This is a genomic window from Corallococcus sp. M7 (assembly GCF_054512695.1).
Genome location: NZ_CM137252.1, coordinates 4,192,788 through 4,214,329 on the forward strand (window position 1 = coordinate 4,192,788; position 21,542 = coordinate 4,214,329).

A 21,542-nucleotide genomic window follows, 5' to 3' on the forward strand; every position below is an offset into this window, starting at 1 on the left:
GCGCGATCCGGATGTCCTCCAGGGCGAGGCTCCTGACTGTCATTGTTCGTGAGTCCAATCCCCGGGTCTCAAGTCCATGAACAAGGCGCGGCCCACGCATCGAAAGATCCGCCGATGCCATCCGAAGCCGCGCCCTTCCGGGGGCAGCGCGAGCTGCCTACCGTCGGACGCATGGACACTGTGGCGACGATGACGGAACGCCTGCTCGCGGACGCGGGCATCAGGGCGGGAATGCGGGTGCTCGATGTGGGCTGTGGAAGGGGCGACGTGACCTTCATGGCCGCGAGCCAGGTGGGCGCGCGGGGGCAGGTCGTCGGCGTGGACCGCGATGCCGGGGCGCTTGAACAGGCCCGCGTGAGGGCACGGGAGCAGGGCCTGTCGAACGTCACGTTCGTGGAGGGAGACCTCCATGCGATTGCGAGAGAGCAGGGCCTGTTCGATGCGGTCGTGGGACGGCGGGTGCTCATGTACCAGGCGGACGCCGTTGAAGCCGTGCGGCGGCTCGCGAGGGCCGTGAAGCCCGGTGGGTTGGTGGTCTTCCAGGAGCACGACTCGACGGTGGGACCGGCGAGCCTCATGCCCCTGCCGCTTCACGCGAAGGTGCGTGAGTGGATCTGGCGCACGGTGGAGCGCGAAGGGGCGAACATCCACATGGGCTTCGACCTGGCGTCGGTCTTCACGAAGGCGGGACTCACGGTCGAGCAGGTCCGGGCGGTGGCCGTCGTGCAGACGCCGACGCAGGCACATCCCACGGGGGCCATCGTCCGCGCCATGGTGCCCCGAATCGTGAAGCACGGTGTGGCAACGGAGGCGGAGCTCGATGTGGACACGCTCGACCAGCGGCTCACGGAGGAGCGCGTGAAAGCAGGGGCGACCTACATCGGGGAGCTGGCCTTCGGCGCCTGGGCGAGGGTGGTGCCCGGGTAGGCGTTACTCCTCTTGGGGCTCCTGGAAGTCCACTGCGTCTGTATGCTCGGGAGATGTCCTCTTCATTCTTGGTTCTGCTGGTGATCGCGGTGTTCATGGGGGCCCTCATCGGCCTCTGGTTGCGCTCCTCCACTCGTGATCAGCCCTCGGAGCCACCTCCCTACCGGTCCCCGGAGGAAGGGCGGCGGAGCCTCGCGGAGTTGATCGAGTCCGGGCAGATGATCAACGCCATCAAGCTCTACCGGGAGCTTCATGGCTGCGGCCTGAAGGAGGCCAAGGACGCGGTGGAGGCGATGCGCGATGGCCGGGCACCCATGGAGTCCCTGGAACGTCGTGAGTTGTCCGGCCCCGAAGCGAACGACGCCATCGAGCGCGCCGTTCGAAGCAACAACCTCATCGAGGCCATCAAGCTCTACCGCAATCAGCACGGCGTGGGCCTGAAGGAAGCCAAGGACGCGGTGGAGGCGATGCGAGCCGACCTGCTACGTCGCGGCTGAGCCGTCCATTCCCGTCTATACTCCGGCGCCGCATCCGTCGCTCCCTACGCTGGAGGTTCGATGCCGTTCACGCCCGTTCCTGGAACCAATCCCATCGAATACACCTGGACCAACGGTGTGGGGACCGCCGCGGCCAACAATCACATCGCGGCGGTCGGTGGCGTCCGCACGGGAGGAGCGCCAGGGGGCCCCGCGCCCACCCGGCTCACCGCGAAGGACTGGGCCATCGCCATTGATCCGCGTGACTCCGCGCCGGGGGCTCCCGCGCGGCCTCCTGGCGTCGACCCCAGGGCGCGCTTCAACACGCTGGGCGTCTGGCTGACCCGCGATACGGTCGCGTCCGGACGGGTCTTCGCGGAGCTGGCGGAGAGCGTCCGCCGGGCGGAGAGCGCGGCCCATGGACTGCCCACCGCGACGCCCACGGCGCGGTTGGGCGCCATGCCGCTCCACACGTCGAGCGTGATCGCGATCAACAGCGACATGACCGGCGACCTGTGTTGGCTCATCGTCGCCATGCGGGTCTGCCTCGACCTCGCGGTGGCGATCCGCATCGGGCCGACCGAGAAGCATCTGCGGGTCTGCTCCGCCATGATTGAACAGCTGGTCGACGAAGGCCTGGGCGGGCGGACCATCCTCGTCACCGGACCCACGCCGCCCCAGCACCCTCCGGACTGGGCGCGAGGCTCCAAGGCAACGCATTGGCATCCCGTCCACATCACCCGCGCGTCCCTCCCCGGGGGAGTCAATGTCGAAAGCTGCTTGAGCACCTCGCGCCGGGTCTTCGAGGCCGCGCGTGAGCAGGCGTTGGATGAGCAGCGCTCGGACGCGGACGTCGCTTGTGAGTTGTTCAGCCAGAGCCTGACGCAGAACCTGGGGAACGCGGAGCGGGTCGCCATTGATGGCGCGATCCAGGCCTTGACCCAGAATCCTGGCTGCCTGAGCACCCATGCGGGCTACATCCTGCTGGCCAACCGCGTCGAGGACTACAACTGCCAGCACAACACCACCGCGGCCCGGCTCAACGCGGTCGACGGCGCCCGTGGCGCTCGACGGCTGGTGACCTTCGGGCGCCCTCCGGTGGGAGGTGGCGCGAATCACATCGACCTCTACGCGAATCATGCTCGCACCGATCGACAGCGCGCCTACTTCTGGGCCGCCCTCAAGGCGCGGATGCGGCAACTGGGACGCGATGTCGTGATCGTCGGAGGGCGGAGTGGAACCTTCGATATCGCCTACCACTCGGGGGAGGAGCCCACGGGGGGAGGACTGTGTTGGGACATCGCCGGGGCGGCAAGGCGTGATCCCGAGGTCGACCGGCTCCAGCAGCAGGCTGGTCCCGGCGGTAACAGCGGCTTGAGCCTCGCCAACCTGGCGGTCATCGCTTCTGACCGGAACAACGGCAATGGCGAGGTGGGAGACATCGTCGCGAGGCTGACCGAGCTGCTCAGCGCTGGCCCGGGCGCGGTCCGCAATGCCACTTTTGCCGTCGGTCCCGCGACCCAGATCGCAGGCGCCGAGAGCCAGGCCATGCGCAACGCGGAGGTGGGGCGCGACCTCTTCCATCGTCAGACCGCGGGGGCCATGGGCACCGTCCAGTTGGGAAAGACGCTGAGAATCGCGGATCAGATCGTCAGCGACCTGGCCTGGAGGGAAGCCACGAAGGCACGTGGAGCATTGCCGGGGGTGGCATTGGCTGATCCCGCGGCGGCTCCGAAGCCCAGTCCCCACGCAGTCCAGTTCCAGTGCCCGGTCTGTGGCGACACGCAGGCGCTGAAGGGCAAGTACCGGCTCCACCGGATTTTCACCCGGCATTGAAGAGGGGTGGCGGCTCTCTCACTGTAGTCCGGTCCCGATAAAGCGGGTTGCATGAGGCAGGCCCTGACCAGCACGTGTCCTTGTCGCCTGTTGGGCCTGTGCTCAAGGCGCTGCACGTCCGCCGATCTCCGGGAACCTTTCGTAGGTCCGCTTGAGCGTGTCCAGGTGGGCGGGGTTGTCCAGATCGAGTGGCGCGTCGGTGAGCTGCACGACCCACCCGCCCGTTGCCGTGCGCCGCGCCCGTGAAAGCAGGCTCGCGTCCCGAGCCAGGTCTGGGAACCTGATGGCCCGTGCGGCAGCGGCAGACCAGTAGTTCAGCCACCCGAGGAAGTGGGGAACCTCAGGCGTGGACCTGTCCCATGGGAGCTTGAGCGACGGCAGGCCATGAGGCGGGATGTGCAGCTCATCGCCGGGATGGCGGAACTGTTGCGCCACGATCCCGCCGTAACCGCTTGGCGTCGCATGCCCCCATACCGCACGAGCGCCCTCCGCTACACCTGCAAGCACATCGACAGCCGCAGCGATGCCGACTGCGTCGAGTGGCAGGTCCGCATGGATTTCAAAATGCGACGGGCCCCCTGCGGCAAGACCGTTTGGGTTTTCCAGGCCGGCCACCGTCACGAACTGGTTGTCATCATCGTTGCAGAGGAACGGGAAACCGCCGTTTTTCATATTGGCCACTACCCACTCGTCGCGTTGAGGCAGTGCGACGAAGTCCCCCTTTTCCGACATCGTCCACCCCAGGCGTAAGCCGGGCAGCGCACGTTCCATTGCATGGACAACCGCAGTCGGGCGGTCGTCATTGTCCTGGAGCGCAGGCGCGTGGGCGATGACGATGAGGGTTCTGTGAGCAGCCGTCATTTCAACACCAGTCCATGATGACAACTTTCAGGGTGGGATCTTCGTCGAACAGCACGGCTTTATGCGCGGCGCTTCGCACTCCAATAACGAAGTTGTACCCGCAGTCCCTTGCGATCCTGGCCTCGCGCCTCAGCTCAGGTAGCTTCATCCTGACAAAGAATCTTTGAGAGCGCGGTGGCTGTTTTTCAAAGTCATCCGTCTTGACATCCCACAGCGTGCGATTGGTGAGCGCCAGCCCGTCGAAGTTCTTCCCATTGACGAGTACATCCCAGCCAGGAAAGCTGTTATTGGGGATTTTGTCAGCGCATTCGTTGTGTGGGCCGTTGCCGCCCAAATGTCGCACCGGGACGGGCCTGCACTCAGGACTGCGCTCGCGGTCCGGTGATTCGGGCGGGACCGGAGGGAACCAATCCTGCCCCGCTGGCTCGGGCTTCAGCTTGGGCTTGCGTTGGGCTTCAGCTTCCCGGGATGCCACCTTCGTTCCTTGTGAGGTCCCAGCCTCTTCAGGGTAGGCCTGGCGGAGTTCATATGCGTCCAGCGCTTCCTTGATGGCGAAGCCGACCACTACCACGCCAAGCACGATCACGGCTCCCACGGCAATCTCAGGAGCCGCCAACATGCAGAGCCCGATTCCCACGGCAGCGGCATCAGCGGACGCGACCGCGCATCTTCCCGTGGTGTCGTGGAACTCGATCCGGTCATGGTCAAGGGCTCGATAGCACCTCTCCACCAGAACCGGCCAAGACTGTGACGCTTCGCGGACCACGCACCGTCCCCCATCAGTCCACGGCAGTGCCGCCGCACGCTGGAGATTGGCGATCCTCGGGTTCCGGGACGCGCGCTTTGCTGGGCCCGGTGCCGAAGTAGCGCAAGCCGCGAGAAAGAGCAGGAGTGCGGCGCAGGCACGGAGTCGCATTGCTTCGTCCTTTCCTTCAATCCAGCGAACCGCGGGTCAAGGCTGGCCGCATGTGAAGCATGTCAGCAACGGTTCAAAGGCGCAGCAAGGCGAAGATCAAGTTTGCCGAGGTCGAAGTCATTCCAGACCAGGAGCCCGGAGAGCGCGGTTCAGCAGTTCGCCAGGCTCGTGCCTCGTTTTCATCCGACGCCGGAGGGGCACATTGAGGGCACATGCCGCAGCAGGAGTCAGACCCGCGCCTTCACCCGAGCGTGCGCAGCGTATCCGCCGCCCGGCGCAGGTCCTCTTCGAAGTGGAGGCGCGCCTGGGCCCGCGCCCGCTCGTCCGGCATGCGCAGGAGCGCCGAGGGATGGAAGGTCGCCATCCATGCCTTCGCCCACGGCGTTTCGAAAATCTGCCCCCGGCTGAGGTTGATGCGGAAGCCCGGCCCCAGGAAGGACTGCGCCGCCGTGGCACCGAGGCAGAGGATCATCTTCGGCTTCACCTGCGCCACCTCTGCGTCCAGCCACCCCTTGCACGCGAGCACCTCGTTCCGTCCGGGCTTCGCGTGCAGGCGCTGCTTCTCCTCACCCTCCACCCATCCGAAGTGCTTCACCGCGTTGGTGACGTAGAGCTGCTCCCGGTCCAGGCCCACCTGCGCGAGCACCGTGTCGAGAAGTTGGCCCGCCGGACCAATGAAGGGCCTGCCCTCCCGGTCCTCCATGTCTCCGGGTTGCTCGCCCACGAGCATCAACCGTGCTCCCGCCGGCCCCTCGCCGAACACCGTGCGCGTGGCCCGTTCGTGCAGCGGACAGGCCCGGCAGCCTTGGGCCGCGTGGGCGAGCGAGGCGAGGTCCTGGTGCTCCGGTAGGAAGCGGCTGGACTCGGAGAGCTCCAGCTTCGGGCTCACCATGCGCGAGGTGCGCCCGGGCGCCTGTCGCACCAACTCCGGAATGAGCCTCGTCTCCGGCAGCGTGGCCCAGTGCTTCTTGGGCATCTCCGCGCGCATGGCCCTCACGTTGAGCCGCGCCGGATTGAAGGTCGACGCGTAGTACGTCCCCCACATCTCCTCCAGCGCATCCCCCTCAGGGGCTTGCGAGCGCGGGACTCCGGGCCCGTACGTGAGCTGCTCCAGGTCCCAGGACACGCTAGCGTCCGGCGTGAGGATGCTCCAACGCATGGAAGGGAAGCGCCTCGCGAAGAAGGGCGCCACGTGGCGCACGATGAGGTGCTCGGGCCGGTGCCACGCGATGAAGAACTCCTCGCCCTCACGCTCCACCCGCCGGAAGCGCACGAAGGCCTTCATCTTGTGCGCGTCGCGCTTGACGGCCTTGGCCAGCGAGAGCACGCGGTACACGTCCGCGTCGCTCTCCACCTCCAGCAGCTTTCGCTCCCCGTGCGTCAGCCGCCACAGCACCCGGTAGAGCAGTCCCCAGCGCTCGGGCGAGCGGTGGTACGCCACTTCTTCCGCCAGCTCCAGGAACGCCGGAGGCACCGACAGCGCGGCTCCTGGCGTGCTCGCGGGAACCACGTCTGGCGCGAGCAGTGAGCCCTGTCCGCGCCCTTCTTCCGTGAACAGCACCTGTTCCGGGGACACGCCCCGGGCGAGCAGGCCGCGCGCGGCGGTTCGGAACGAATCCAGCTCCGGCCCCACCTCCACCCGCATCAGAGCTCTCCGGTGAGCGCTTCCCGCGCGGAGGTGAACAGGGAGAGCTGGGTGGCGGGAGGCGTCACCCGCTCGGTGAGCCGGGCGGAGTCGATGAGCCCCGTGGGCCGGTGGTCCGCCGTCACGATGAAGGGCTTCATGCGCGCCAGCGGCACGCGCAGCCGCGCCAGGTCCGCGAGCGTGACGCGGTGCCAGCGGCGGATGCGGAGGAGCCGGTCCACCGTGCGCACGCCCATGCCCGGCACTCGCAGCAGGGACTCGCGCGGGGCGCGGTTCACGTCCACGGGGAACAACTCACGCCGGCGCAACGCCCACGCGAGCTTCGGGTCCAGATCCAGGGACAGGTCCGGCTGTTCGGGCGGCGCGAGCTCGTCCACGCGAAAGCCGTAGAAGCGCAGGAGCCAGTCCGCCTGATACAGCCGGTGCTCGCGCACGAGCGGCGGAGACTTCGCGGGCAGGCGGGCGTCGACGAGCGGGATGGGGCTGTAGCCCGAGTAGTACACGCGCTTGAGCTTGAAGCGCGTGTAGAGGCGGTTCGCGGTGTCGAGGATGGCCGCGTCCGGCGTGGACGTGGCGCCGACGATCATCTGCGTGCTCTGGCCCGCGGGGGCGAACTTCGGCGCCTTGGGGCTCTCCTGGCGCTCGGCCTTGGATTGCTCCACGCGGGCGGAGATCTCCTTCATCGTCCCGCCGGTGACGGCGAAGCTCTTCTCCGGCGCGAGCTTCTTCAGGTCGCCGTCCGTCGGCAGCTCGATGTTGGCGCTCAGGCGGTCCGCGTACAGGCCCGCCGCGTCGATGAGCTCCCGGGACGCGCCCGGCACCGCCTTGAGGTGGATGTAGCCCTGGAAGCCGTGCTCCTCGCGCAGCGTGCGCGCCACCTCGATGAGCTGCTCCATCGTGTAGTCCGGGCTCTTGATGACGCCGGAGCTCAGGAACAGGCCCTCGATGTAGTTGCGCTTGTAGAAGTCGAGCGTGAGCCGCACCACCTCCGCGGGCGTGAAGCGCGCCCGGGCGGTGTCACTGGAGATGCGGTTGATGCAGTACTGGCAGTCGTAGATGCAGAAATTGGTGAGCAGGATCTTGAGCAGCGACACACACCGTCCGTCCGGCGTGTAGCTGTGACAGATTCCCATGCCCTCGACGCTGCCGAGCCCCTCCTTGTCCGCCTTGCGCTTGCCGCCGCTGCTCGAACACGAGGCGTCGTACTTCGCGGCATCGGCGAGGATCTCCAGCTTCTTGCGCACGTCCATGGAGACAACCCTAGCAATCGCCCCTGACGCGCACGCCCTGAGGGGTAGGGGCAGGCAAGGAGGCGAGGGCTCTTTTTCTCTGCTGGCCCGACGTATCCTTTTTCGCCCGTCGCGTGTCTCTCCGGCATGAGCACCCAGCACCGTTTTCTGGAGACCTACGAGCCCCTCCGCCCGGACCTCTACCGGTATTGCCGGCACCTGACGCGCAGCCCCTGGGATGCCGAGGACATGGCCCAGGAGACGATGGCCCGGGCGTTCGCGAGCCTCGCCGTCATGGCGGAGCCGCCGCGCAGCACGCGGGCGTGGCTCTTCCGGATCGCGAGCAACCTGTGGCTCAACCGGATGCGGCAGGCGCGAGAGGTCCCGGCCTCCGATGGCATCGAGGTCCCGGAGCCGACGACGCACGCCGAGCCTCGCGCGACGCGTGAGGCCGCCGGGACGCTGCTCTCGCAACTCTCGCCGCAAGAGCGCGCCTCGGTCGTGCTCAAGGATGCCTTCGGGCTGTCACTCGAGGAGACCGCCGAGGTGCTCTCCACCACGACCGGAGCCATCAAGGCCGCCCTGCACCGGGGGCGGGCGAAGCTGCTGACGCCTGAACCGGATGCGCCCGCGCCGGTGGCTCCCGCCGTCCTCAACGCCTTCTGCGACGCCTTCAACGCTCGGGACCTCGATCGTCTCACGGCGCTCCTGCTCGATACGGCGACCCTGGAGTACCCGGGGTTCAAGACCGAGTCCGGGGCCCAGGCGGTCCGGGAGGGCTCGCTCCAGGGCACGCTCTTCGGCTGCCCCGAGGGCGGTTTCGTGCTCGTGGAGCCACCTCGCTGCGAGCTCCGCGCGCATCGCGGCGAATCGCTCTTCCTCTGGTGGTCGGGCGAGGAAGTGCATGCCGTCGTGCGGGTCGAGCTGGACGGCGACCGCATCTCACGGCTGCGGAACTACTACCACTCGCCCGAGGTCTTGACCGAGGTCTGTCGCGAGCTCGACGTGCCCTTCCGCACGCACGGCTACCGTCCCGAGGCCTCATCCTGAAGGAGCTGCCATGAGCATTCACACCGTCACGTCCGCCGATGGGACGCCTATCGCGTTCGAAACCACCGGCGAGGGCCCGCCGCTCATCCTGGTGGGCGGAGCGTTCTGCGACCGCACCGCGCCGACCTCGGGAACACCGCTGGCGGCCCTGCTGGCCCATCGCTTCACCGTGTTCTCCTATGACCGGCGCGGCCGTGGGGACAGCGGGGACACACCGCCCCATGCGCCCGAGCGGGAAGAGGAGGACCTCGCGGCACTCATCACCGCCGCCGGTGGATCCGCCGCCGTGTTCGGCAACTCGTCGGGTGGCCTGCTTGCCCTCGATGCCGCGGCCCTCGGACTCCCGATTCCCAGGCTGGTCGTCTATGAGCCCCCCGTCATCCTCGATGCGGGCCGGGCCCGGGCGTTCGAAGACCTGGCGAAGCAGCTGGATGAGGCCGCCCGGGGGAACCGGCGCTCGGAGGCCGTCGAGCTGTACTTCACGAAGGTGATGCAGATGCCCGCGCCAGCCGTCGCGCAGCTGCGCAAGGCGCCGATGTGGGCGGGCCTCGAGCACCTCGCGCACACGCTGAGCCATGACCTGCTCATCACGGCCCGTGGCCCCTCGCGCCTCGAGCAGGTGCCGGCCGTCCGCGCGGCGACGCTCGTCATGGACGGAGGCGCGAGCCCGGGCTGGATGCGTGAAGCGAACCAGACCCTGGCGCGGGCCATCCCCAGCGCACGCCACCGGACGCTGGAGGGACAGACGCATGCCGTGGACCCCAAGGCGCTCGCCCGGGCGCTTGAAGAGTTCCTGAGCGAATGACCCCGGCTCCGGCACGTGGAGGGGGACTTCGTCAGAGGCTGGAGTTATGAGAAGCGCCCATGAGCAACGAGCAAACGCCGGCCGAACCCGAGGTCATGGAGCCCACGTTCTGGAAGAAGAACGGATGGGCGGCCAGGGTCATCAAGAACGAGGATGACGACGGCTGGGCCGTGGAGATCCGCAAGCAGGGGATCCCCGAGCCCGTCCTCATCAGCCCGTGGGTGATGGGCCGCGACAAGAAGAACCCCAAGCCCTTCGATGCGCCGGCGTTCGCGACCTTCGTGAAGACGGCGTCGGAGGTGCTGGATCGCTCCGCGCGTCAGCGCGACCAGGCCATGACCAAGAAGCTCTCCATCGCCTGGGAGGGGAAGTGGTACGAGGTCCGGCTCGAGCTCGTGCCGGATGAGTACGACCCGCACGCGCTGCTCTCCGCCATCGACGACGCGGGCGCGACCGTCGCGAAGCATCGCGTGCCGCCGAACTTCAAGTTCACCCGGGACACCGCCAACGCCTGGGTGCGCGGCGGCTTCCTCGAGCCCTGAGCTTCACGCGCGCACCGCTTCACCGTCTTCTCCGTGGGAGGCACCTCCCACATCCAAGGAGACAAGACCGTGAGCGGTGACGACAAGCAGAAGCAGTATCCGTTCTTCTGGGGCATCTACTACGGCCTCGCGGGCAAGCCCCCCCAGCTGTTCGTCGGTGGGCTTCGCACGCTCGGGCAGCTGGGCCTGCAGGGCCCCCAGCAGCAGCAGGTCATCCAGTACCACAACCTGCTCACCGCCCGGGCGCTGAAGGCCGGGTTCCGGTACGCCGCGGGGCTGAAGGTCGATCCGACCATCGTCACGACGATCTGGAACGCGCTGCCTCCCGAGGCTCAGCAGAACACCATCGACTGGACGAAGCAGCAGGTGGGGCAGTTGGTCGGCGGCTCGGCCTTCAGCTGGGTCCTGGGCAAGGGGCTCGTGAAGTACCTGCCCAAGCAGATCGTCACCCCCGCGCTGTTCTTCCTCAGCTGCCAGGGCGCGATGGGGCTCTTCTGGAAGGATGGCTGGGACAAGGGGCCTCCGCCGCCTCCTCCCGGGGTGGGTGGGGGCGGCCGGGAGATCTCGGTCTGAAAGCCTTCGGAGTCTGAAGGACGCCCTGCCTCCGCGAGACCGGGAGGCAGGGCCTGGCGCGCATCACGCCGCGCGCACGAAGCGGGCCTTGTTGCGTTCAATCCACCGGGCCAGCGACTGCACCTGCGGGTTCAGCTCGTGCGTGAGCCCGGGGTCCCTGGCGCCGCAGTACTCCGCGGAGAAGTCCCGCATGAACTGGAACATGTTCGCGAGCTCCGGCGCGCCGGGGAAGTTGAACGTCCGGTAGACCTCCGGCTCGATGGAGTGGAAGACGACCTCCTGTCCCAGCACCTGCTTCAGCGTCCGGGCAATCTCCTGGCCCGTCACGTGCTCGCTGGCCAGCCCCACCGTCCGTCCCGCCCAGGCCTCCGGCCCGCGCTGGAAGAGGCCGTAGACGCATCCGCCCACGTCCTCCGTGGCGATGCCAGGCAGCTTCCGGTCTCCCGTGGGCAGCACGAAGTCGAACGTGCCGTCCGCGTTGCGCTTTCCGCCCAGTCCGAACGACAGCAGGTTCTCCCATGAGAACGAGCCGCGCACGAAGGTCACCGGCAGGTCCAGGCCGGTGAAGTACGCATCGCTCGCGCCCTTCACGTCGAACTGCGGAACACGATAATGCTTCTTGAGCATGGGCATCTGCGTGTCTTCCGCGGGGATGAGGCGCCGGGTGTCCTCCTGGGTGGACCAGATAACGTGCGCCACGCCCGCCTCCTTCGCGGCGTGCGCCATCGTCCGCGCCTGCGCCAGCTCTCGCTCCGGGTCGGGCTTCTCCCAGTAGCTGGTGACGCAGAAGGCGCCATGCGCTCCGGTGAACGCGGCCTTCAGGCTCTTGGCGTCGCTCACGTCCGCCGCGACGACCTCCGCGCCCAGCTTCGCCAGCCGGCGCGCCAGCTCCGAGTTTGGCTTGCGCGTGAGCGCGCGCACCGTGAACTCGCCCTGCGTGTCCGCGAGGATGGCGCGCGCGAGGCTGCCTCCCTCTTCGCCCGTTGCTCCCACCACCGCGATGATCTTCTTGTCCATGGTCATGTCCTGTCGTCCTGAAGTCTGGGAATGAAGCCGGCTCATCCGCCCACGGCGGGGGAGGGCGGGGTGGGGCTCGGCGCGGGGAGGAAGGCGCGCGCCAGGCCCGCGTAGGCCTGGAGCAGCCGCTTCTCACCGCGACGCAAGAGCAGGCAGTTGCGCGCGTTGCGCGACAGGTCCTCCGCCTGGAGCAACCGCTCGTCCTCCTCCAGCGTCGTCTCGAAGCCCGCGAGCCGCGCCTCGCACACGTCCTGGAGGTAGCGGAAGACGCGCTCCTCCGTCTCCGCGCTCAGCGGTGGCACCTCGCCCAGGCCCTGCTCCTCGCGGGCCTCCTCGGCGAGCCGGGCCAGCTCCCGCGCGTTCGCGCACGCCACGCGCAGGAAGGAGAACATCGCCACCGTGGCGGGATGTCCGTAGCGCAGCGGCACCTCGAAGCGGCGCCGCGACGGCGGAGTCGCCAGCGCGAGCAGCTCCCGCTTGGCCTCCGCCTCCACCGCGTCCTCGGGCACGCCCAGGTAGAGCACCAGCGTGTCGTCCGGGTTGTCCTCCGGCACGAAGCCGTAGCTCAGCAGGAACCGGCAGCTGGGCTTGACGCCATAGCTGATGTGCAGCTCCTCGCCCGCGGCCACCGGCTCCTGCGCCACCAGCACGAAGGCCTCAGCGTCCTCCGCGTTGCTCCACATCAGGCGCGGCGAGGCCCGGTGGTTGAGCATGTCCGCCACCGGCACGAAGCACCGCGTGAGCTTGCCCGCCAACGTGAGGCCGAAGGTGCGGCTGATCAACACGTGCTGCGCCCAGAGGTACGCGTCGGGCGTGAAGCGCTCGAAGCCCGGCACCCGCTGCGCCAGCGTGGCGTAGCGCGCGAGCAGCATCTCCTTCCACCGCGCCACCTCGCGCAGGGCGGAGGAGCCCTGGAGCAGTGACAATTCCTGCGCGTCGAAGAACAGCGGCAGGTGCGGGAAGGACCGGGGCAGCACGTCCAGGTACGGCTTCCAGGCCGAGTCCTCGCGCTCCTTCTCCTGGAGCAGGAACGCCGCCAGGTAGCACTCCTCGTTCGTGTCGGGGGCGTGCGCGTCGATGAGCCGGCCGATGTCCGACGCCTTCGCGACGTCCAGCGTCACCAGGCACGCGCGCGGCACCCGCAGCACCTCTTCTCCCGCCGCGATGGGCACCTTGGCGAAGACGCCACGCTCCTCTCCCTCCAGATGGCCCACCCACAACTTCGGGAAGCTCGCGCCCGCCTGCCTGCTCCACTGGAGCGCGAGGTGTTCCTTCAGGGGGTTCTCTTCCTCGAGGGTGTCCGGCTCCGCTTCCTGTCGCGCGCTCATTGGCTCCGCCATGCGTTCGTGGGGTGAACGCCGGGAAGACGCGGATCGCTACGGCTTGTGATTTCCCGTGGATTTCCCGGGTGCCCTTTTGGGGATGGGTCAAGGGTTATTCACAGACATCTCGCTGCACCGTTTCCAGATGCACTTTTGGAGCCCTGGAAACCGTGAAAGAAAACACCGATCCCTCTTTCTGGCGTGTGTGGGAGCAGCACAAGGAGCCGTTGTTTCAGCAGGCACTGCGGCTGATGGGAGGGAACGTGGTGGACGCGGAGGACGCGGTGGACACCGCGATGCTCCGCGCCCATCAGAACTACGTATCGCCCGGGAAGATCCTCAACCCGCGGGCCTGGCTGGGACGCATCCTCCACAACGTCTGCATGGACATCCACCGCGAGCGCCAGCGCTGGGGCGACGCCGAGGAGTGGATGGAGGACCTGGAGGCCTCGGAGCCCCAGTCCCAGGAACTGCCCGACGCGGGCCTGCTCCAGAGCGAGAGCGCGGCGGCGGTTCATCAATGCATCCAGGCGCTCCCCACCAATCTGAGGGTGCCCCTGGTGATGCGCTACCTCCAGGACATGTCCTATGCCGACATCGCGGAACAGCTCCGGTTGACCAGTTGCAACGTGAGAAAGCGCATCCAGCTCGCGTACGGAATCCTTCGGACCACCCTTTCGCAAGAGCCGTGCCCTCGCTGAGCGCGAGTCCGTGCTCCGTCCGGGCAGACCGGCGGAGCACGGCTCGCGCTGCTCATTCCGGAAGGATGCGCGAGCGCACGTAGCGCCCCGGCGCTGCTTCGATGATCCGCAGTCCTCCCTCGCCGGGGACCCGGGCCGGGACGCGTCCGCCCGAGCGTTCGGACTGCCAGCACTCCCAGTCAATCCACCAGGACCCGGGGTGCTCCACCGCGTCCTGAAGCCACGCGTCCGCGTCCGCGTGCGACGCAATCCCATCCGCGTCCATGAAGGACGCTGGCGCGTCTTGTATCGACGCAATCACATCCGTCATGCCGCGAGGCTCAATCCCATCCGCGTTCCCGTGTGACGCGACTGCGTTTGGATGTGACGCAATCCCATCCGCGTTTTGGTGGGACGCAGACGCGTTTCCAGATGACGCGGTTGCGTTCCCGGACGACGCATCCGGACGGGGCCTCGGGACCCAGTGGCGATACCGGTTCGCGGACGGCGGGTTGATGACGCCGGCGACGTGGCCAGAGCCCGCGAGCACGAACCGCACGGGCCCCCCGAAGTGCCTCGCTCCCCTGTACACCGAGCGGAAGGGCGCGATGTGGTCCTCCCGGCAGGCTTGCACGTAGAGGGGCGTCTTCACCTTGCCCAGGTCCAGGGGGACGCCCGCGAGCGACAGCGCGCCCGGCTGGACCAGGCGGTTGTGCAGGTAGAGCTCCCGCAGGTACGTCGCGTGCGCGCGCGCGGGCATGCGCGTGGGGTCGGTGCTCCACGCGAGGAAGTCGCTGGGCGCCGGCTCCCGGCCGAGCAGGTAGTTGTTCACCACGAAGGGCCAGACCAGGTCCTTCGCCCGGAGCAGGTTGAAGGTGGTCATCATCTCCAGCCCTTCCAGATAGCCGCGCTCGCGCATGTGGGCCTCCAGCCGCTCCAGTTGAGGCGCGTCGATGAAGGCCCCCAGGTCCCCCGGTTCGCTGAAGTCCACCTGCGTGGTGAGCAGCGTCGCGCTGGCGATGAGGCCGTCATTCCGGGCGGCGAGCCACGCGAGCCCCGACGCCAGCAGGGTCCCTCCGATGCAGTAGCCCAGCGTGGAGACCCGCTCCTCGCCGGTGGCGCGGCAGACGGCCTCCAGCGCGGCGATCAGGCCGTGCACGAGGTAGTCCTCCCAGTCCACGTCCGCGTGCGTCTCGTCGGGGTTCACCCAGGAGATGAGGAACACCGTGTACCCGCGCTCCACCGCCCAGCGGATGAACGAGTTCTCCGGGCGCAGGTCCAGGATGTAGAACTTGTTGATCCACGGCGGTACCACCAGCAGCGGCTGACGGTGCACGGTGGGCGTGGTGGGCCGGTACTGGATGAGCTGGAACAGGCGCTCCTCATGGACCACGTCGCCCGGCGTGGTGGCCAGGTTCTCTCCCAGCCGGAACGTCCGCCGGTCCGTCATGCGCGTCGCCAACCGGCCCTGGCCCCGCGCCAGGTCCTCGCACAGCGCCTCCATCCCCTTGAGCAGGCTCAGGCCACGGGACTCGCGCGCGGCGCGGAGCACCTCCGGGTTGAGCGCGGGGAAGTTGGACGGCGACAGCGCGTCGGTGAGCTGGCGCGCGTAGAAGCGGGCCTGGTGCGCCGTGTGTTGGTCCAGGCCCGGCGCTCGCGCCACCAGGTCCTCCAGCCAGCCCGCGCCGGTGAGGTACGCGCGGCGCAGGCCGTCGAAGAAGGGCTGCTCCCTCCACGCCGGATCTCGAAAGCGGCGGTCCGGCGCGGAAGGGGCGGGCTCCGGTGGGACGCCCCCGCGCAGGGAGCGTTCCCACAGGTCGATTCCCGCCGCGAGCATCCGCTGGGGGTCCATCGCCAGCCGGAGGAGGACTTCCAGGAAGGCGCGCCGCATGGGCTCCAGGGATGCGTCCATTCGCGGCCTCCTTCAGTACATGTGCTGCCCACCATTGATGGTGAGCGTGGAGCCGGTGATGAAGCCGGCCTTGTCGGAGGCAAGGAACGTCACGGCGCGGGCGATCTCGTCGGAGCGGCCCAGGCGGCCCACGGGGATGCGCGAGCGGATGCGCACCAACTCGTCCGGAGGCACGGTGCGCACCATGTCCGTGTCGATGTAGCCCGGCGCGATGAGGTTGGCGGTGACGCCGCGGGCGGCGCCCTCGCGCGCCAGCGCCAGCGTGAAGCCGTGCATGCCCGCCTTGGCCGCCGCGTAGGCCGTCTGGCCCAGCTGGCCCGTCTGCCCGTTGATGGACCCGATGTTGATGATGCGGCCGAAGCCGCGCTCACGCATGGGACCCACCACCACGTTGCACAGGTTGAAGCAGGAGGTGAGGTTCGTCTGGATGACCTCGTTCCACTGCTCGGACGTCATCTTGTGCAGCATGGCGTCCCGGGTGATGCCGGCGTTGTTCACCAGCACCTCGATGGGCCCCAGCGTGTCGACGATCTTCTTCACGCCCGCGACACACTGGGCGGTGTTGGCGGCGTCGAAGCGGAACGTCGGGATGCCGGTGCGCCCCGTGAAGTTCTGCGCCGCCTGTTCATTCGCATAGTAGGTGACCGCCACGCGGTACCCCTGCTGCCGCAGGGCGTCGGCGCTCGCCGCGCCAATGCCTCGCGTTCCTCCTGTCACCACTGCCACGCGTCCACTCATGTCTGTCTCCGGGGGTTGAAAGTTGCGCCTCAATGACGCGGACGACCGCCGGGTGTGAAAGCCGTGAGCTTGAAGGCCTGAGTGGATTCACAAACGCCTGGGCGTGGACGTCCCTGGAGCGCTGCCTCGGGGAGCGGGGGACTGGGAAGGGTGGATTGGGATCCATCAGCCCTCCGCTCCTCCGGGGCGGCACTCCACCGCAGCACCCGCGAGAGGACATCCATGACACAGCCGCAAGCACCCCAGGAGCGCCCGCAGGTCATCGTCGTCTTTCAAGGCGGCGGGGCCCTGGGCGCCTACCACGTGGGGGCCTATCAGGCCCTGGAGGAGGCCGGCCTGCATCCGGACTGGGTCTCCGGCATCTCCATTGGCGCCTTCACCGCCGCGCTGGTCGCGGGCAACCGCCCGGAGCAGCGGCTCGAGCGGCTGGAGGCGTTCTGGCGCGAGGTGTCCTGGCCGGGCAGTGAGTGGGGCTCGCTCTTCAAGGGCCGCCTGCGCCAGCTCTTCAACCTGGGCAGCCACATGACGAGCCTGCTCTTCGGCCAGCCCGGCTTCTACGCGCCCCGCGCGGTGTCCCCGCTGCTCGCGCCGCCGGGCTCGCCGGAGGCGCTGAGCTTCTACTCCACCCGTCCCATGCGCTCGACGCTGCGGCGGCTGGTGGACTTCGAATACATCAACTCGCGCGCGACGCGGCTGAGCCTGGGGGCCACCCGCGTGAGCGACGGCCACCTGGTGTTCTTCGACAACACGAAAAGCGCCCTGGGGCCGGACCATGTGCTCGCCAGCGGCGCGCTGCCGCCCGCCTTCCCGCCCAGCCTCATCGACGGGGAGCTGTACTGGGACGGCGGCTGCGTCACCAACACGCCGCTCAACGCCATCCTGGACGACCCGCCCCAGCGGCACTCGCTCGTCTTCATGATTGATTTGTTCGAGGCGCGCGCGCCGCTGCCGCAGAACCTGGACGAGGCGAGCTGGCGCATGAAGTCCATCCAGTTCGCGGGCCGCACGTCGCAGCAGGTGGACCAGTTCGCGACCGTGTGGAACCTGCGCCGGACCGCGACGCAGGTGACGCGGCATGTGTCCGCGTCCTCGCCGCTCGCGTTCAGCGACGAGCCCCTGGCGAAGCCCGCGCCCCGGCTGGACATCGTCCACCTGACGTACCAGCGCGGTGAGCATCAGATCTCCAGCAGCGACGCGGAGTTCTCCCGCGCCTCCATCGCGGAGCGCCGGGCGGACGGCTACCGGGACATGAAGCGCGCCCTGGCGACCTCGCCGTGGACGCAGTCCGTGGCGAACGGGCCCCAGGCGTTCGGTGACGAGGACCTGTCGCCGGCCGAAGGGGGCGCCGTCGTCCACCGCCTCTAGCAGGGGCCACCTGTCACAACCCGAAGGAGCAATGCCATGACTGAAGCGAAGAGAGTCGATCCGTATGCCCACCTGATGGACCTGGGGCGGGGCGCCCTGCACCAGGCCATCGCCGCCCAGCGCTCCGCGCTCGAGTACTCCCGCCAGTTCGTGGAGGGGGACGCCGCCGCGCGGCCGCTGCGCTCGCAGCACGAGGCGTGGGTGCGCAAGGCGCTGGAGACCCTGGCGCCGTTCTACGCGCTGGAGCAGGTGGCGCGTGAGCAGTTGCTGAAGGCGCAGGCCAGTCTCTTCGAGCTGGCCGACGACACCCTGCGCAACCTCACCCTGCACGGGGTGGAGCGCGGCGGGCACCGCTCCGCCTGAGCATCGGGCGTCGCGGAATCCGAACCCCGGGAGGCCCATGCGCCGCCCGGGGTTCTTGTTGTTTCCAACCGTCAGCGCGGGGCCAGGGGCAGCCGCACGGCCGGGTCGCCCAGGAGCACGTAGCCGCCCAGGTCCTGACGGAGCATCCACAGGTGCGAGCGGCGCAGCGGATCCACCGTGGAGGGCTTCCCGGCGCTTCGGGCCGCCTCCTCCTGGTCATACAACGTGGTCAGCTCCAGGTTGGCCTGGTGGCCTCCGCGCAACAGCCAGCTCAGGCCCAGGCCCACGCGCCGGCCCCGTGCCAGCTGCTGGAGCGGCTCCATGAAGCGGGACACCTTGCCCTGGCGCTGGTCGCGGTCCTGGAAGCCATACGTCCACGCCAGGTCCACGTGGCCGATGACCGCCAGCGGTCCCTGGGGGTTGGCCAGCGCGGACTGCGGCAGCGCGGCGACGAAGGGACGCTCGCCGGGGCGGGGCAGCGCCGCGGTGAGCGACTCCAGCCTCCCGCTGAACTGGCCTCCCGCCTGCAACTGCTTCAGCCAGTGATGGAAGGCGCTGCGCGACGGCGTGCCCGCGCCGAAGCAGGCGAAGAGGAACCAGATGCCGCCGGGCAGGAAGGGCCGCTGGGCCAGCGCCGCGCCATCCAGGTGCTGGCCTTCGCCCAGGTTGAGCGCCCCCTGGAGCGCGAGCTTCGCGTCGGTGCTGCGCCAGCCCGCGCGAGGACTGCCCAGGCCGTGGCTCATGGAGAAGAGCAGGGTGGGCTCCTGGAGCGCGGCCTGCTCCAGGAGCGCGTTGGCGCCGGGCTCTCCCGGCACGCCCAGCTCCAGCACGTCCCGCGAGGGGAAGCGGCCCAGCTCCCGCGCCTGCCGGGCGGACGCGATGGCCGGGGCCACCAGGGACTGGTAGCCCGTCCTCGTCGCGGCGGTGCCGTCGTGCACGGTGAAGAAGAGCGAGCGGGGCTGGCGCTGCGCGGAAGGGGCGTTCTCCCAGCGCAGCACCTTGTCCACGTAGGCTGCGTAGTCCTCGTCGCGCCGGAAGGCCAGGCGCCCCACGTAGGCGTCGTGGGCCGCGGCCTGCTGAAGCTCGAAGGGCACCTGGTGGAAGTCCCCCAGGAAGAGCAGGTAGCGGGGCCGGTCCTCCACGGGCACGGCTTCGTCGTCCAGCACGACGCGCACCCAGCGGGTGAAGTCCTCCAGGTTCCGCCCCTCGGCCGCCAGCTCCGGGCTCACCCGGTAGACGCGCACCGGGTGGCCGTCCTGCTGCTCCTGCCGGTGCCGGCGCAGGGGCTCCAGCAGCGCGAGCAGCCGGTCGCCTTCGGGCCCCTCCAGCGCGACCAGCCCCCAGCGCTGCGCGGGCAGGGAGTTGGGGTCTTCGCCGTCGTCCCACAGGTGGCTCTCCTCGTGCCCCCGCGCAGCGTCGTCGCGCGGCACCTGGGTGGCGGCGTCGGCGGGCAATCCTTCCGGGGCCACTGGCTCGTGTGAATCGGCGTGGGACAACAACAGCTCGACGTTCTGCGTGCTCATCTTCGGGGGCTCCTGGCGTGCGCGCCCGGGAAGTCGTGCGCGTGACGGCAGGACGCGCCGGATGGCGGCCGTGTGAGCCAGGGATGTCTGGCGTTGGCATTCACACACAAATGGCGTGCGGCGTCCTCTGGACGCAGTGCCCGGCATGTCGCCGTCAACCCAATCCCAGGAGCACGCCCATGCAGTCCGCCGCACAGCTGTCCGCTTACATCATCGCCTTCGCGGGTGCCGCCCGCACCGCGCAGCGCCTCATGTCGTCCGGCATGGATCCGATGACGATCGCCGAGTACTACTTCGAGGTGAACCTCACGAGCGACTTCGAGATCAAGAGCGAGACGGACGTTGCCCTCAACGTCTGGCGCATGAGCATCAAGGAGAAGCTCACGCTCGACTACAAGGAGCACATGGGTCTCACCGTGAAGTGCACCATCAAGCCGGCGGCGGTGCTCGCGGCCCAGGGTGGCGGCACCGGCGGCGGCGCCTGACGCCCGCCGTCTGGCCAGGCGAAACACGCTGAAGCAAGACACACCCGTCGCCGCCGGTGCTCTGTCCTGGAGCACCGGCGGTGGCGGCCTGCCATCCACCCTTCTTTCCCCAATCCCATCCCATGGCAAAGCCCAATCCCACGCCGGACCACGCGCAAGTCCTCATCCACGACCTCATCCTGGCCGTCCAGTCCTCGCTCGACATCGCGGAGGAGACGGCCCGCAAGCACTACTCCTTCTCCGTGGCGGAGCTGGAGGTCTCCGCCAGCTTCGAGTTCGAGATGACGGAGCAGGACAGCGACATCCCCGAGGACAAGCCGCAGCCCAAGCGCTGGTTCTCCATCTTCGGCGGCGGCACCAAGAAGGAGCACACCCGCCTGCACGACCTCAACGAGAAGGACTCCAGCAAGCTCACGGTGCGCATGCTGTTCCGCCCCGGAGGCAAGCACCTGGCGGGCGGCACCACCGAGTCCTCCGACAGCGCCCCCGCGGAGGAGGAAGCGACGACCGAGCCCGCTCCGGCCAAGCGCAAGTAGATGCCCTGACGACCCAGGAGCCCGCGGCCTTCCGAAGGCCGCGGGCTCTTTGTGTTTCAGGGGTGCGTCACTTCTTGTCCAGCATGCGCAGCGCGCGCTGGTAGTAGGTGTCGCGCGAGGCCTTGCCGTTGTAGCCGCCGTTGATGCGCCGGGTGATGGCGTCGAACTCGCCCTTGTCGGCGTGCTTGTTGAGGTTGCGGCTGTTCCAGAACCAGGCGGCGGTGCGGAAGCCCACGTCCAGGTCGGCCGCGCGGGCGGGGTTCTCCTCCAGGTCCAATTCCAGCGCCTTGCCCGCGGCGCGGTAGTTGGTGCGGCCGGTGATCTGGATGGGCCCGCGGCCCTTGTAGCGCGCGCCGTCGCCCGGCTTGACGTTGCCCAGGTCCTTGCGCCGCTCGTAGGCGCGGCCGGACGACAGCTCCTCGAAGTAACGGAACTCGGCGCTCTCGTGCGCCAGTTGCGCCAGGAACGCGGCCTGGCGGCGCGGGGTGTTGATGCCCGCCTCGGACATGGCGTCGTTCAGGTGGGGCAGCACCTCTTGCGCGCGCGCCTTGGGCAGCCGGGGCAGGAACGAGCGCATCTGCTCCAGCGTCAGCGGTTGGAAGGTCTCGCCTTTCGGTTCGGCGGACGCGTCGGACTGCGAGGACTTGGGGGACTTGGAACCAAAGCCAAAGAGGGCCATCGGACGGACTCCCGGGTTGTGGGTGCCTGGAAGACGCCGGGTGTCTCGGGATTGTGAGAGCC

The 21,542-nt window shown here is 68.7% G+C and carries 23 protein-coding genes; 12 read left to right on the forward strand and 11 right to left on the reverse strand.

Annotated features, from left to right (window positions below; genetic code table 11):
• Nucleotides 1-114: 114 nt before the first annotated feature.
• On the forward strand, nt 115-927 hold the full coding sequence (locus ACX114_RS17110) for a class I SAM-dependent methyltransferase (protein ID WP_459299161.1): 813 nt from the start codon (nt 115-117) through the stop codon (nt 925-927).
• A gap of 68 nt (nt 928-995) precedes the next feature.
• Nucleotides 996-1,424, forward strand: a complete 429-nt coding sequence (locus ACX114_RS17115; RefSeq protein WP_459299162.1) for a hypothetical protein — start codon at nt 996-998, stop codon at nt 1,422-1,424.
• A gap of 140 nt (nt 1,425-1,564) precedes the next feature.
• On the opposite strand, the gene ACX114_RS17120 is transcribed toward ACX114_RS17115, so the two are convergent.
• Complete coding sequence (locus ACX114_RS17120; RefSeq protein ID WP_459299163.1) at nt 1,565-1,906, reverse strand: hypothetical protein; 342 nt, start codon at nt 1,904-1,906, stop codon at nt 1,565-1,567.
• Between ACX114_RS17120 and ACX114_RS17125 the strand changes: the two genes are divergently transcribed.
• Nucleotides 1,884-3,239 carry a hypothetical protein gene (locus ACX114_RS17125; RefSeq protein ID WP_459299164.1) on the forward strand — a complete coding sequence of 452 codons (1,356 nt, stop codon included), beginning with the start codon at nt 1,884-1,886 and terminating at the stop codon, nt 3,237-3,239. The two genes, ACX114_RS17120 and ACX114_RS17125, sit on opposite strands and share 23 nt — an antisense overlap.
• Nucleotides 3,240-3,341: 102 nt before the next feature.
• Here ACX114_RS17125 and ACX114_RS17130 read toward each other — a convergent pair whose 3' ends face one another.
• The 4 genes from ACX114_RS17130 to ACX114_RS17145 form a co-directional block, all read right to left on the reverse strand.
• Nucleotides 3,342-4,100: a DUF5953 family protein gene (locus tag ACX114_RS17130; RefSeq protein WP_459299165.1), complete on the reverse strand. Its 759-nt coding sequence runs from the start codon at nt 4,098-4,100 to the stop codon at nt 3,342-3,344.
• Nucleotide 4,101: 1 nt separating this feature from the next.
• Nucleotides 4,102-5,016 carry a DUF6310 domain-containing protein gene (locus ACX114_RS17135; protein WP_459299166.1) on the reverse strand — a complete coding sequence of 305 codons (915 nt, stop codon included), beginning with the start codon at nt 5,014-5,016 and terminating at the stop codon, nt 4,102-4,104.
• A gap of 241 nt (nt 5,017-5,257) precedes the next feature.
• Nucleotides 5,258-6,661 (reverse strand): UdgX family uracil-DNA binding protein, encoded by a 1,404-nt coding sequence (locus ACX114_RS17140; protein WP_459299167.1) that lies wholly within the window; start codon nt 6,659-6,661, stop codon nt 5,258-5,260.
• A complete protein-coding gene (locus ACX114_RS17145; RefSeq protein WP_459299168.1) occupies nt 6,661-7,911 on the reverse strand; it encodes a putative DNA modification/repair radical SAM protein in 1,251 nt (416 codons plus the stop codon). Before ACX114_RS17145 ends, ACX114_RS17140 begins: the two co-directional genes overlap by 1 nt.
• A 126-nt stretch (nt 7,912-8,037) precedes the next feature.
• Between ACX114_RS17145 and ACX114_RS17150 the strand changes: the two genes are divergently transcribed.
• The 4 genes from ACX114_RS17150 to ACX114_RS17165 all read left to right on the forward strand — a co-directional run bounded on the left by ACX114_RS17150 (nt 8,038) and on the right by ACX114_RS17165 (nt 10,860).
• Nucleotides 8,038-8,940 carry a sigma-70 family RNA polymerase sigma factor gene (locus tag ACX114_RS17150; protein WP_459299169.1) on the forward strand — a complete coding sequence of 301 codons (903 nt, stop codon included), beginning with the start codon at nt 8,038-8,040 and terminating at the stop codon, nt 8,938-8,940.
• Nucleotides 8,941-8,950: 10 nt separating this feature from the next.
• Entirely contained in the window at nt 8,951-9,745 is a 795-nt protein-coding gene (locus tag ACX114_RS17155) for an alpha/beta fold hydrolase (RefSeq protein ID WP_459299170.1), read from the forward strand.
• A gap of 59 nt (nt 9,746-9,804) precedes the next feature.
• Entirely contained in the window at nt 9,805-10,287 is a 483-nt protein-coding gene (locus ACX114_RS17160) for a hypothetical protein (protein ID WP_459299171.1), read from the forward strand.
• 69 nt (nt 10,288-10,356) lie between these two features.
• Nucleotides 10,357-10,860 carry a hypothetical protein gene (locus ACX114_RS17165; RefSeq protein ID WP_459299172.1) on the forward strand — a complete coding sequence of 168 codons (504 nt, stop codon included), beginning with the start codon at nt 10,357-10,359 and terminating at the stop codon, nt 10,858-10,860.
• Between the two features lie 63 nt (nt 10,861-10,923).
• Here the strand turns inward: ACX114_RS17165 and ACX114_RS17170 are convergent, their stop codons facing one another.
• Together ACX114_RS17170 and ACX114_RS17175 are read right to left on the reverse strand one after the other, a co-directional pair.
• Nucleotides 10,924-11,883: an NmrA/HSCARG family protein gene (locus ACX114_RS17170; protein WP_459299173.1), complete on the reverse strand. Its 960-nt coding sequence runs from the start codon at nt 11,881-11,883 to the stop codon at nt 10,924-10,926.
• A 35-nt stretch (nt 11,884-11,918) separates the two neighbouring features.
• Nucleotides 11,919-13,205 (reverse strand): SET domain-containing histone-lysine N-methyltransferase, encoded by a 1,287-nt coding sequence (locus tag ACX114_RS17175; protein ID WP_459299174.1) that lies wholly within the window; start codon nt 13,203-13,205, stop codon nt 11,919-11,921.
• A gap of 164 nt (nt 13,206-13,369) precedes the next feature.
• Here ACX114_RS17175 and ACX114_RS17180 point away from each other — a divergent pair, with 164 nt between their 5' ends.
• Nucleotides 13,370-13,900: an RNA polymerase sigma factor gene (locus tag ACX114_RS17180; RefSeq protein WP_459299175.1), complete on the forward strand. Its 531-nt coding sequence runs from the start codon at nt 13,370-13,372 to the stop codon at nt 13,898-13,900.
• Between the two features lie 52 nt (nt 13,901-13,952).
• Here ACX114_RS17180 and ACX114_RS17185 read toward each other — a convergent pair whose 3' ends face one another.
• Nucleotides 13,953-15,791 carry a PHA/PHB synthase family protein gene (locus ACX114_RS17185; protein WP_459299176.1) on the reverse strand — a complete coding sequence of 613 codons (1,839 nt, stop codon included), beginning with the start codon at nt 15,789-15,791 and terminating at the stop codon, nt 13,953-13,955.
• Between the two features lie 12 nt (nt 15,792-15,803).
• Nucleotides 15,804-16,529, reverse strand: coding sequence for an acetoacetyl-CoA reductase (gene phbB / locus ACX114_RS17190; RefSeq protein ID WP_459299177.1), 726 nt, complete (start codon nt 16,527-16,529; stop codon nt 15,804-15,806).
• Between the two features lie 222 nt (nt 16,530-16,751).
• On the opposite strand from phbB, the gene ACX114_RS17195 reads away from it, so the two are divergent.
• Complete coding sequence (locus ACX114_RS17195; protein ID WP_459299178.1) at nt 16,752-17,894, forward strand: patatin-like phospholipase family protein; 1,143 nt, start codon at nt 16,752-16,754, stop codon at nt 17,892-17,894.
• A gap of 36 nt (nt 17,895-17,930) precedes the next feature.
• Complete coding sequence (locus ACX114_RS17200) at nt 17,931-18,257, forward strand: hypothetical protein (RefSeq protein WP_459299179.1); 327 nt, start codon at nt 17,931-17,933, stop codon at nt 18,255-18,257.
• A 71-nt stretch (nt 18,258-18,328) separates the two neighbouring features.
• On the opposite strand, the gene ACX114_RS17205 is transcribed toward ACX114_RS17200, so the two are convergent.
• Entirely contained in the window at nt 18,329-19,780 is a 1,452-nt protein-coding gene (locus ACX114_RS17205) for a hypothetical protein (protein ID WP_459299180.1), read from the reverse strand.
• A gap of 179 nt (nt 19,781-19,959) precedes the next feature.
• Here ACX114_RS17205 and ACX114_RS17210 point away from each other — a divergent pair, with 179 nt between their 5' ends.
• On the forward strand, nt 19,960-20,265 hold the full coding sequence (locus ACX114_RS17210) for a hypothetical protein (protein ID WP_171413765.1): 306 nt from the start codon (nt 19,960-19,962) through the stop codon (nt 20,263-20,265).
• A gap of 122 nt (nt 20,266-20,387) precedes the next feature.
• Nucleotides 20,388-20,801, forward strand: a complete 414-nt coding sequence (locus tag ACX114_RS17215) for a hypothetical protein (RefSeq protein WP_459299181.1) — start codon at nt 20,388-20,390, stop codon at nt 20,799-20,801.
• Between the two features lie 67 nt (nt 20,802-20,868).
• Here ACX114_RS17215 and ACX114_RS17220 read toward each other — a convergent pair whose 3' ends face one another.
• Complete coding sequence (locus tag ACX114_RS17220; protein ID WP_459299182.1) at nt 20,869-21,480, reverse strand: glycoside hydrolase family 19 protein; 612 nt, start codon at nt 21,478-21,480, stop codon at nt 20,869-20,871.
• Between the last annotated feature and the right edge of the window lie 62 nt (nt 21,481-21,542).

What these genes read in the sequence shown, in the direction of transcription:
- ACX114_RS17140 (WP_459299167.1), bottom strand. Translation starts at nt 6,661, where the DNA reads ATGCGGGTGGAGGTGGGGCCGGAGCTGGATTCGTTCCGAACCGCCGCG.
- ACX114_RS17110 (WP_459299161.1), top strand. Translation starts at nt 115, where the DNA reads ATGCCATCCGAAGCCGCGCCCTTCCGGGGGCAGCGCGAGCTGCCTACC.
- ACX114_RS17155 (WP_459299170.1), top strand. Translation starts at nt 8,951, where the DNA reads ATGAGCATTCACACCGTCACGTCCGCCGATGGGACGCCTATCGCGTTC.
- ACX114_RS17195 (WP_459299178.1), top strand. Translation starts at nt 16,752, where the DNA reads ATGACACAGCCGCAAGCACCCCAGGAGCGCCCGCAGGTCATCGTCGTC.
- ACX114_RS17185 (WP_459299176.1), bottom strand. Translation starts at nt 15,791, where the DNA reads ATGGACGCATCCCTGGAGCCCATGCGGCGCGCCTTCCTGGAAGTCCTC.
- phbB (WP_459299177.1), bottom strand. Translation starts at nt 16,529, where the DNA reads ATGAGTGGACGCGTGGCAGTGGTGACAGGAGGAACGCGAGGCATTGGC.
- ACX114_RS17135 (WP_459299166.1), bottom strand. Translation starts at nt 5,016, where the DNA reads ATGCGACTCCGTGCCTGCGCCGCACTCCTGCTCTTTCTCGCGGCTTGC.
- ACX114_RS17170 (WP_459299173.1), bottom strand. Translation starts at nt 11,883, where the DNA reads ATGACCATGGACAAGAAGATCATCGCGGTGGTGGGAGCAACGGGCGAA.
- ACX114_RS17215 (WP_459299181.1), top strand. Translation starts at nt 20,388, where the DNA reads ATGGCAAAGCCCAATCCCACGCCGGACCACGCGCAAGTCCTCATCCAC.
- ACX114_RS17205 (WP_459299180.1), bottom strand. Translation starts at nt 19,780, where the DNA reads ATGAGCACGCAGAACGTCGAGCTGTTGTTGTCCCACGCCGATTCACAC.
- ACX114_RS17130 (WP_459299165.1), bottom strand. Translation starts at nt 4,100, where the DNA reads ATGACGGCTGCTCACAGAACCCTCATCGTCATCGCCCACGCGCCTGCG.
- ACX114_RS17145 (WP_459299168.1), bottom strand. Translation starts at nt 7,911, where the DNA reads ATGGACGTGCGCAAGAAGCTGGAGATCCTCGCCGATGCCGCGAAGTAC.
- ACX114_RS17150 (WP_459299169.1), top strand. Translation starts at nt 8,038, where the DNA reads ATGAGCACCCAGCACCGTTTTCTGGAGACCTACGAGCCCCTCCGCCCG.
- ACX114_RS17210 (WP_171413765.1), top strand. Translation starts at nt 19,960, where the DNA reads ATGCAGTCCGCCGCACAGCTGTCCGCTTACATCATCGCCTTCGCGGGT.
- ACX114_RS17200 (WP_459299179.1), top strand. Translation starts at nt 17,931, where the DNA reads ATGACTGAAGCGAAGAGAGTCGATCCGTATGCCCACCTGATGGACCTG.
- ACX114_RS17120 (WP_459299163.1), bottom strand. Translation starts at nt 1,906, where the DNA reads ATGTCGCTGTTGATCGCGATCACGCTCGACGTGTGGAGCGGCATGGCG.
- ACX114_RS17175 (WP_459299174.1), bottom strand. Translation starts at nt 13,205, where the DNA reads ATGAGCGCGCGACAGGAAGCGGAGCCGGACACCCTCGAGGAAGAGAAC.
- ACX114_RS17160 (WP_459299171.1), top strand. Translation starts at nt 9,805, where the DNA reads ATGAGCAACGAGCAAACGCCGGCCGAACCCGAGGTCATGGAGCCCACG.
- ACX114_RS17220 (WP_459299182.1), bottom strand. Translation starts at nt 21,480, where the DNA reads ATGGCCCTCTTTGGCTTTGGTTCCAAGTCCCCCAAGTCCTCGCAGTCC.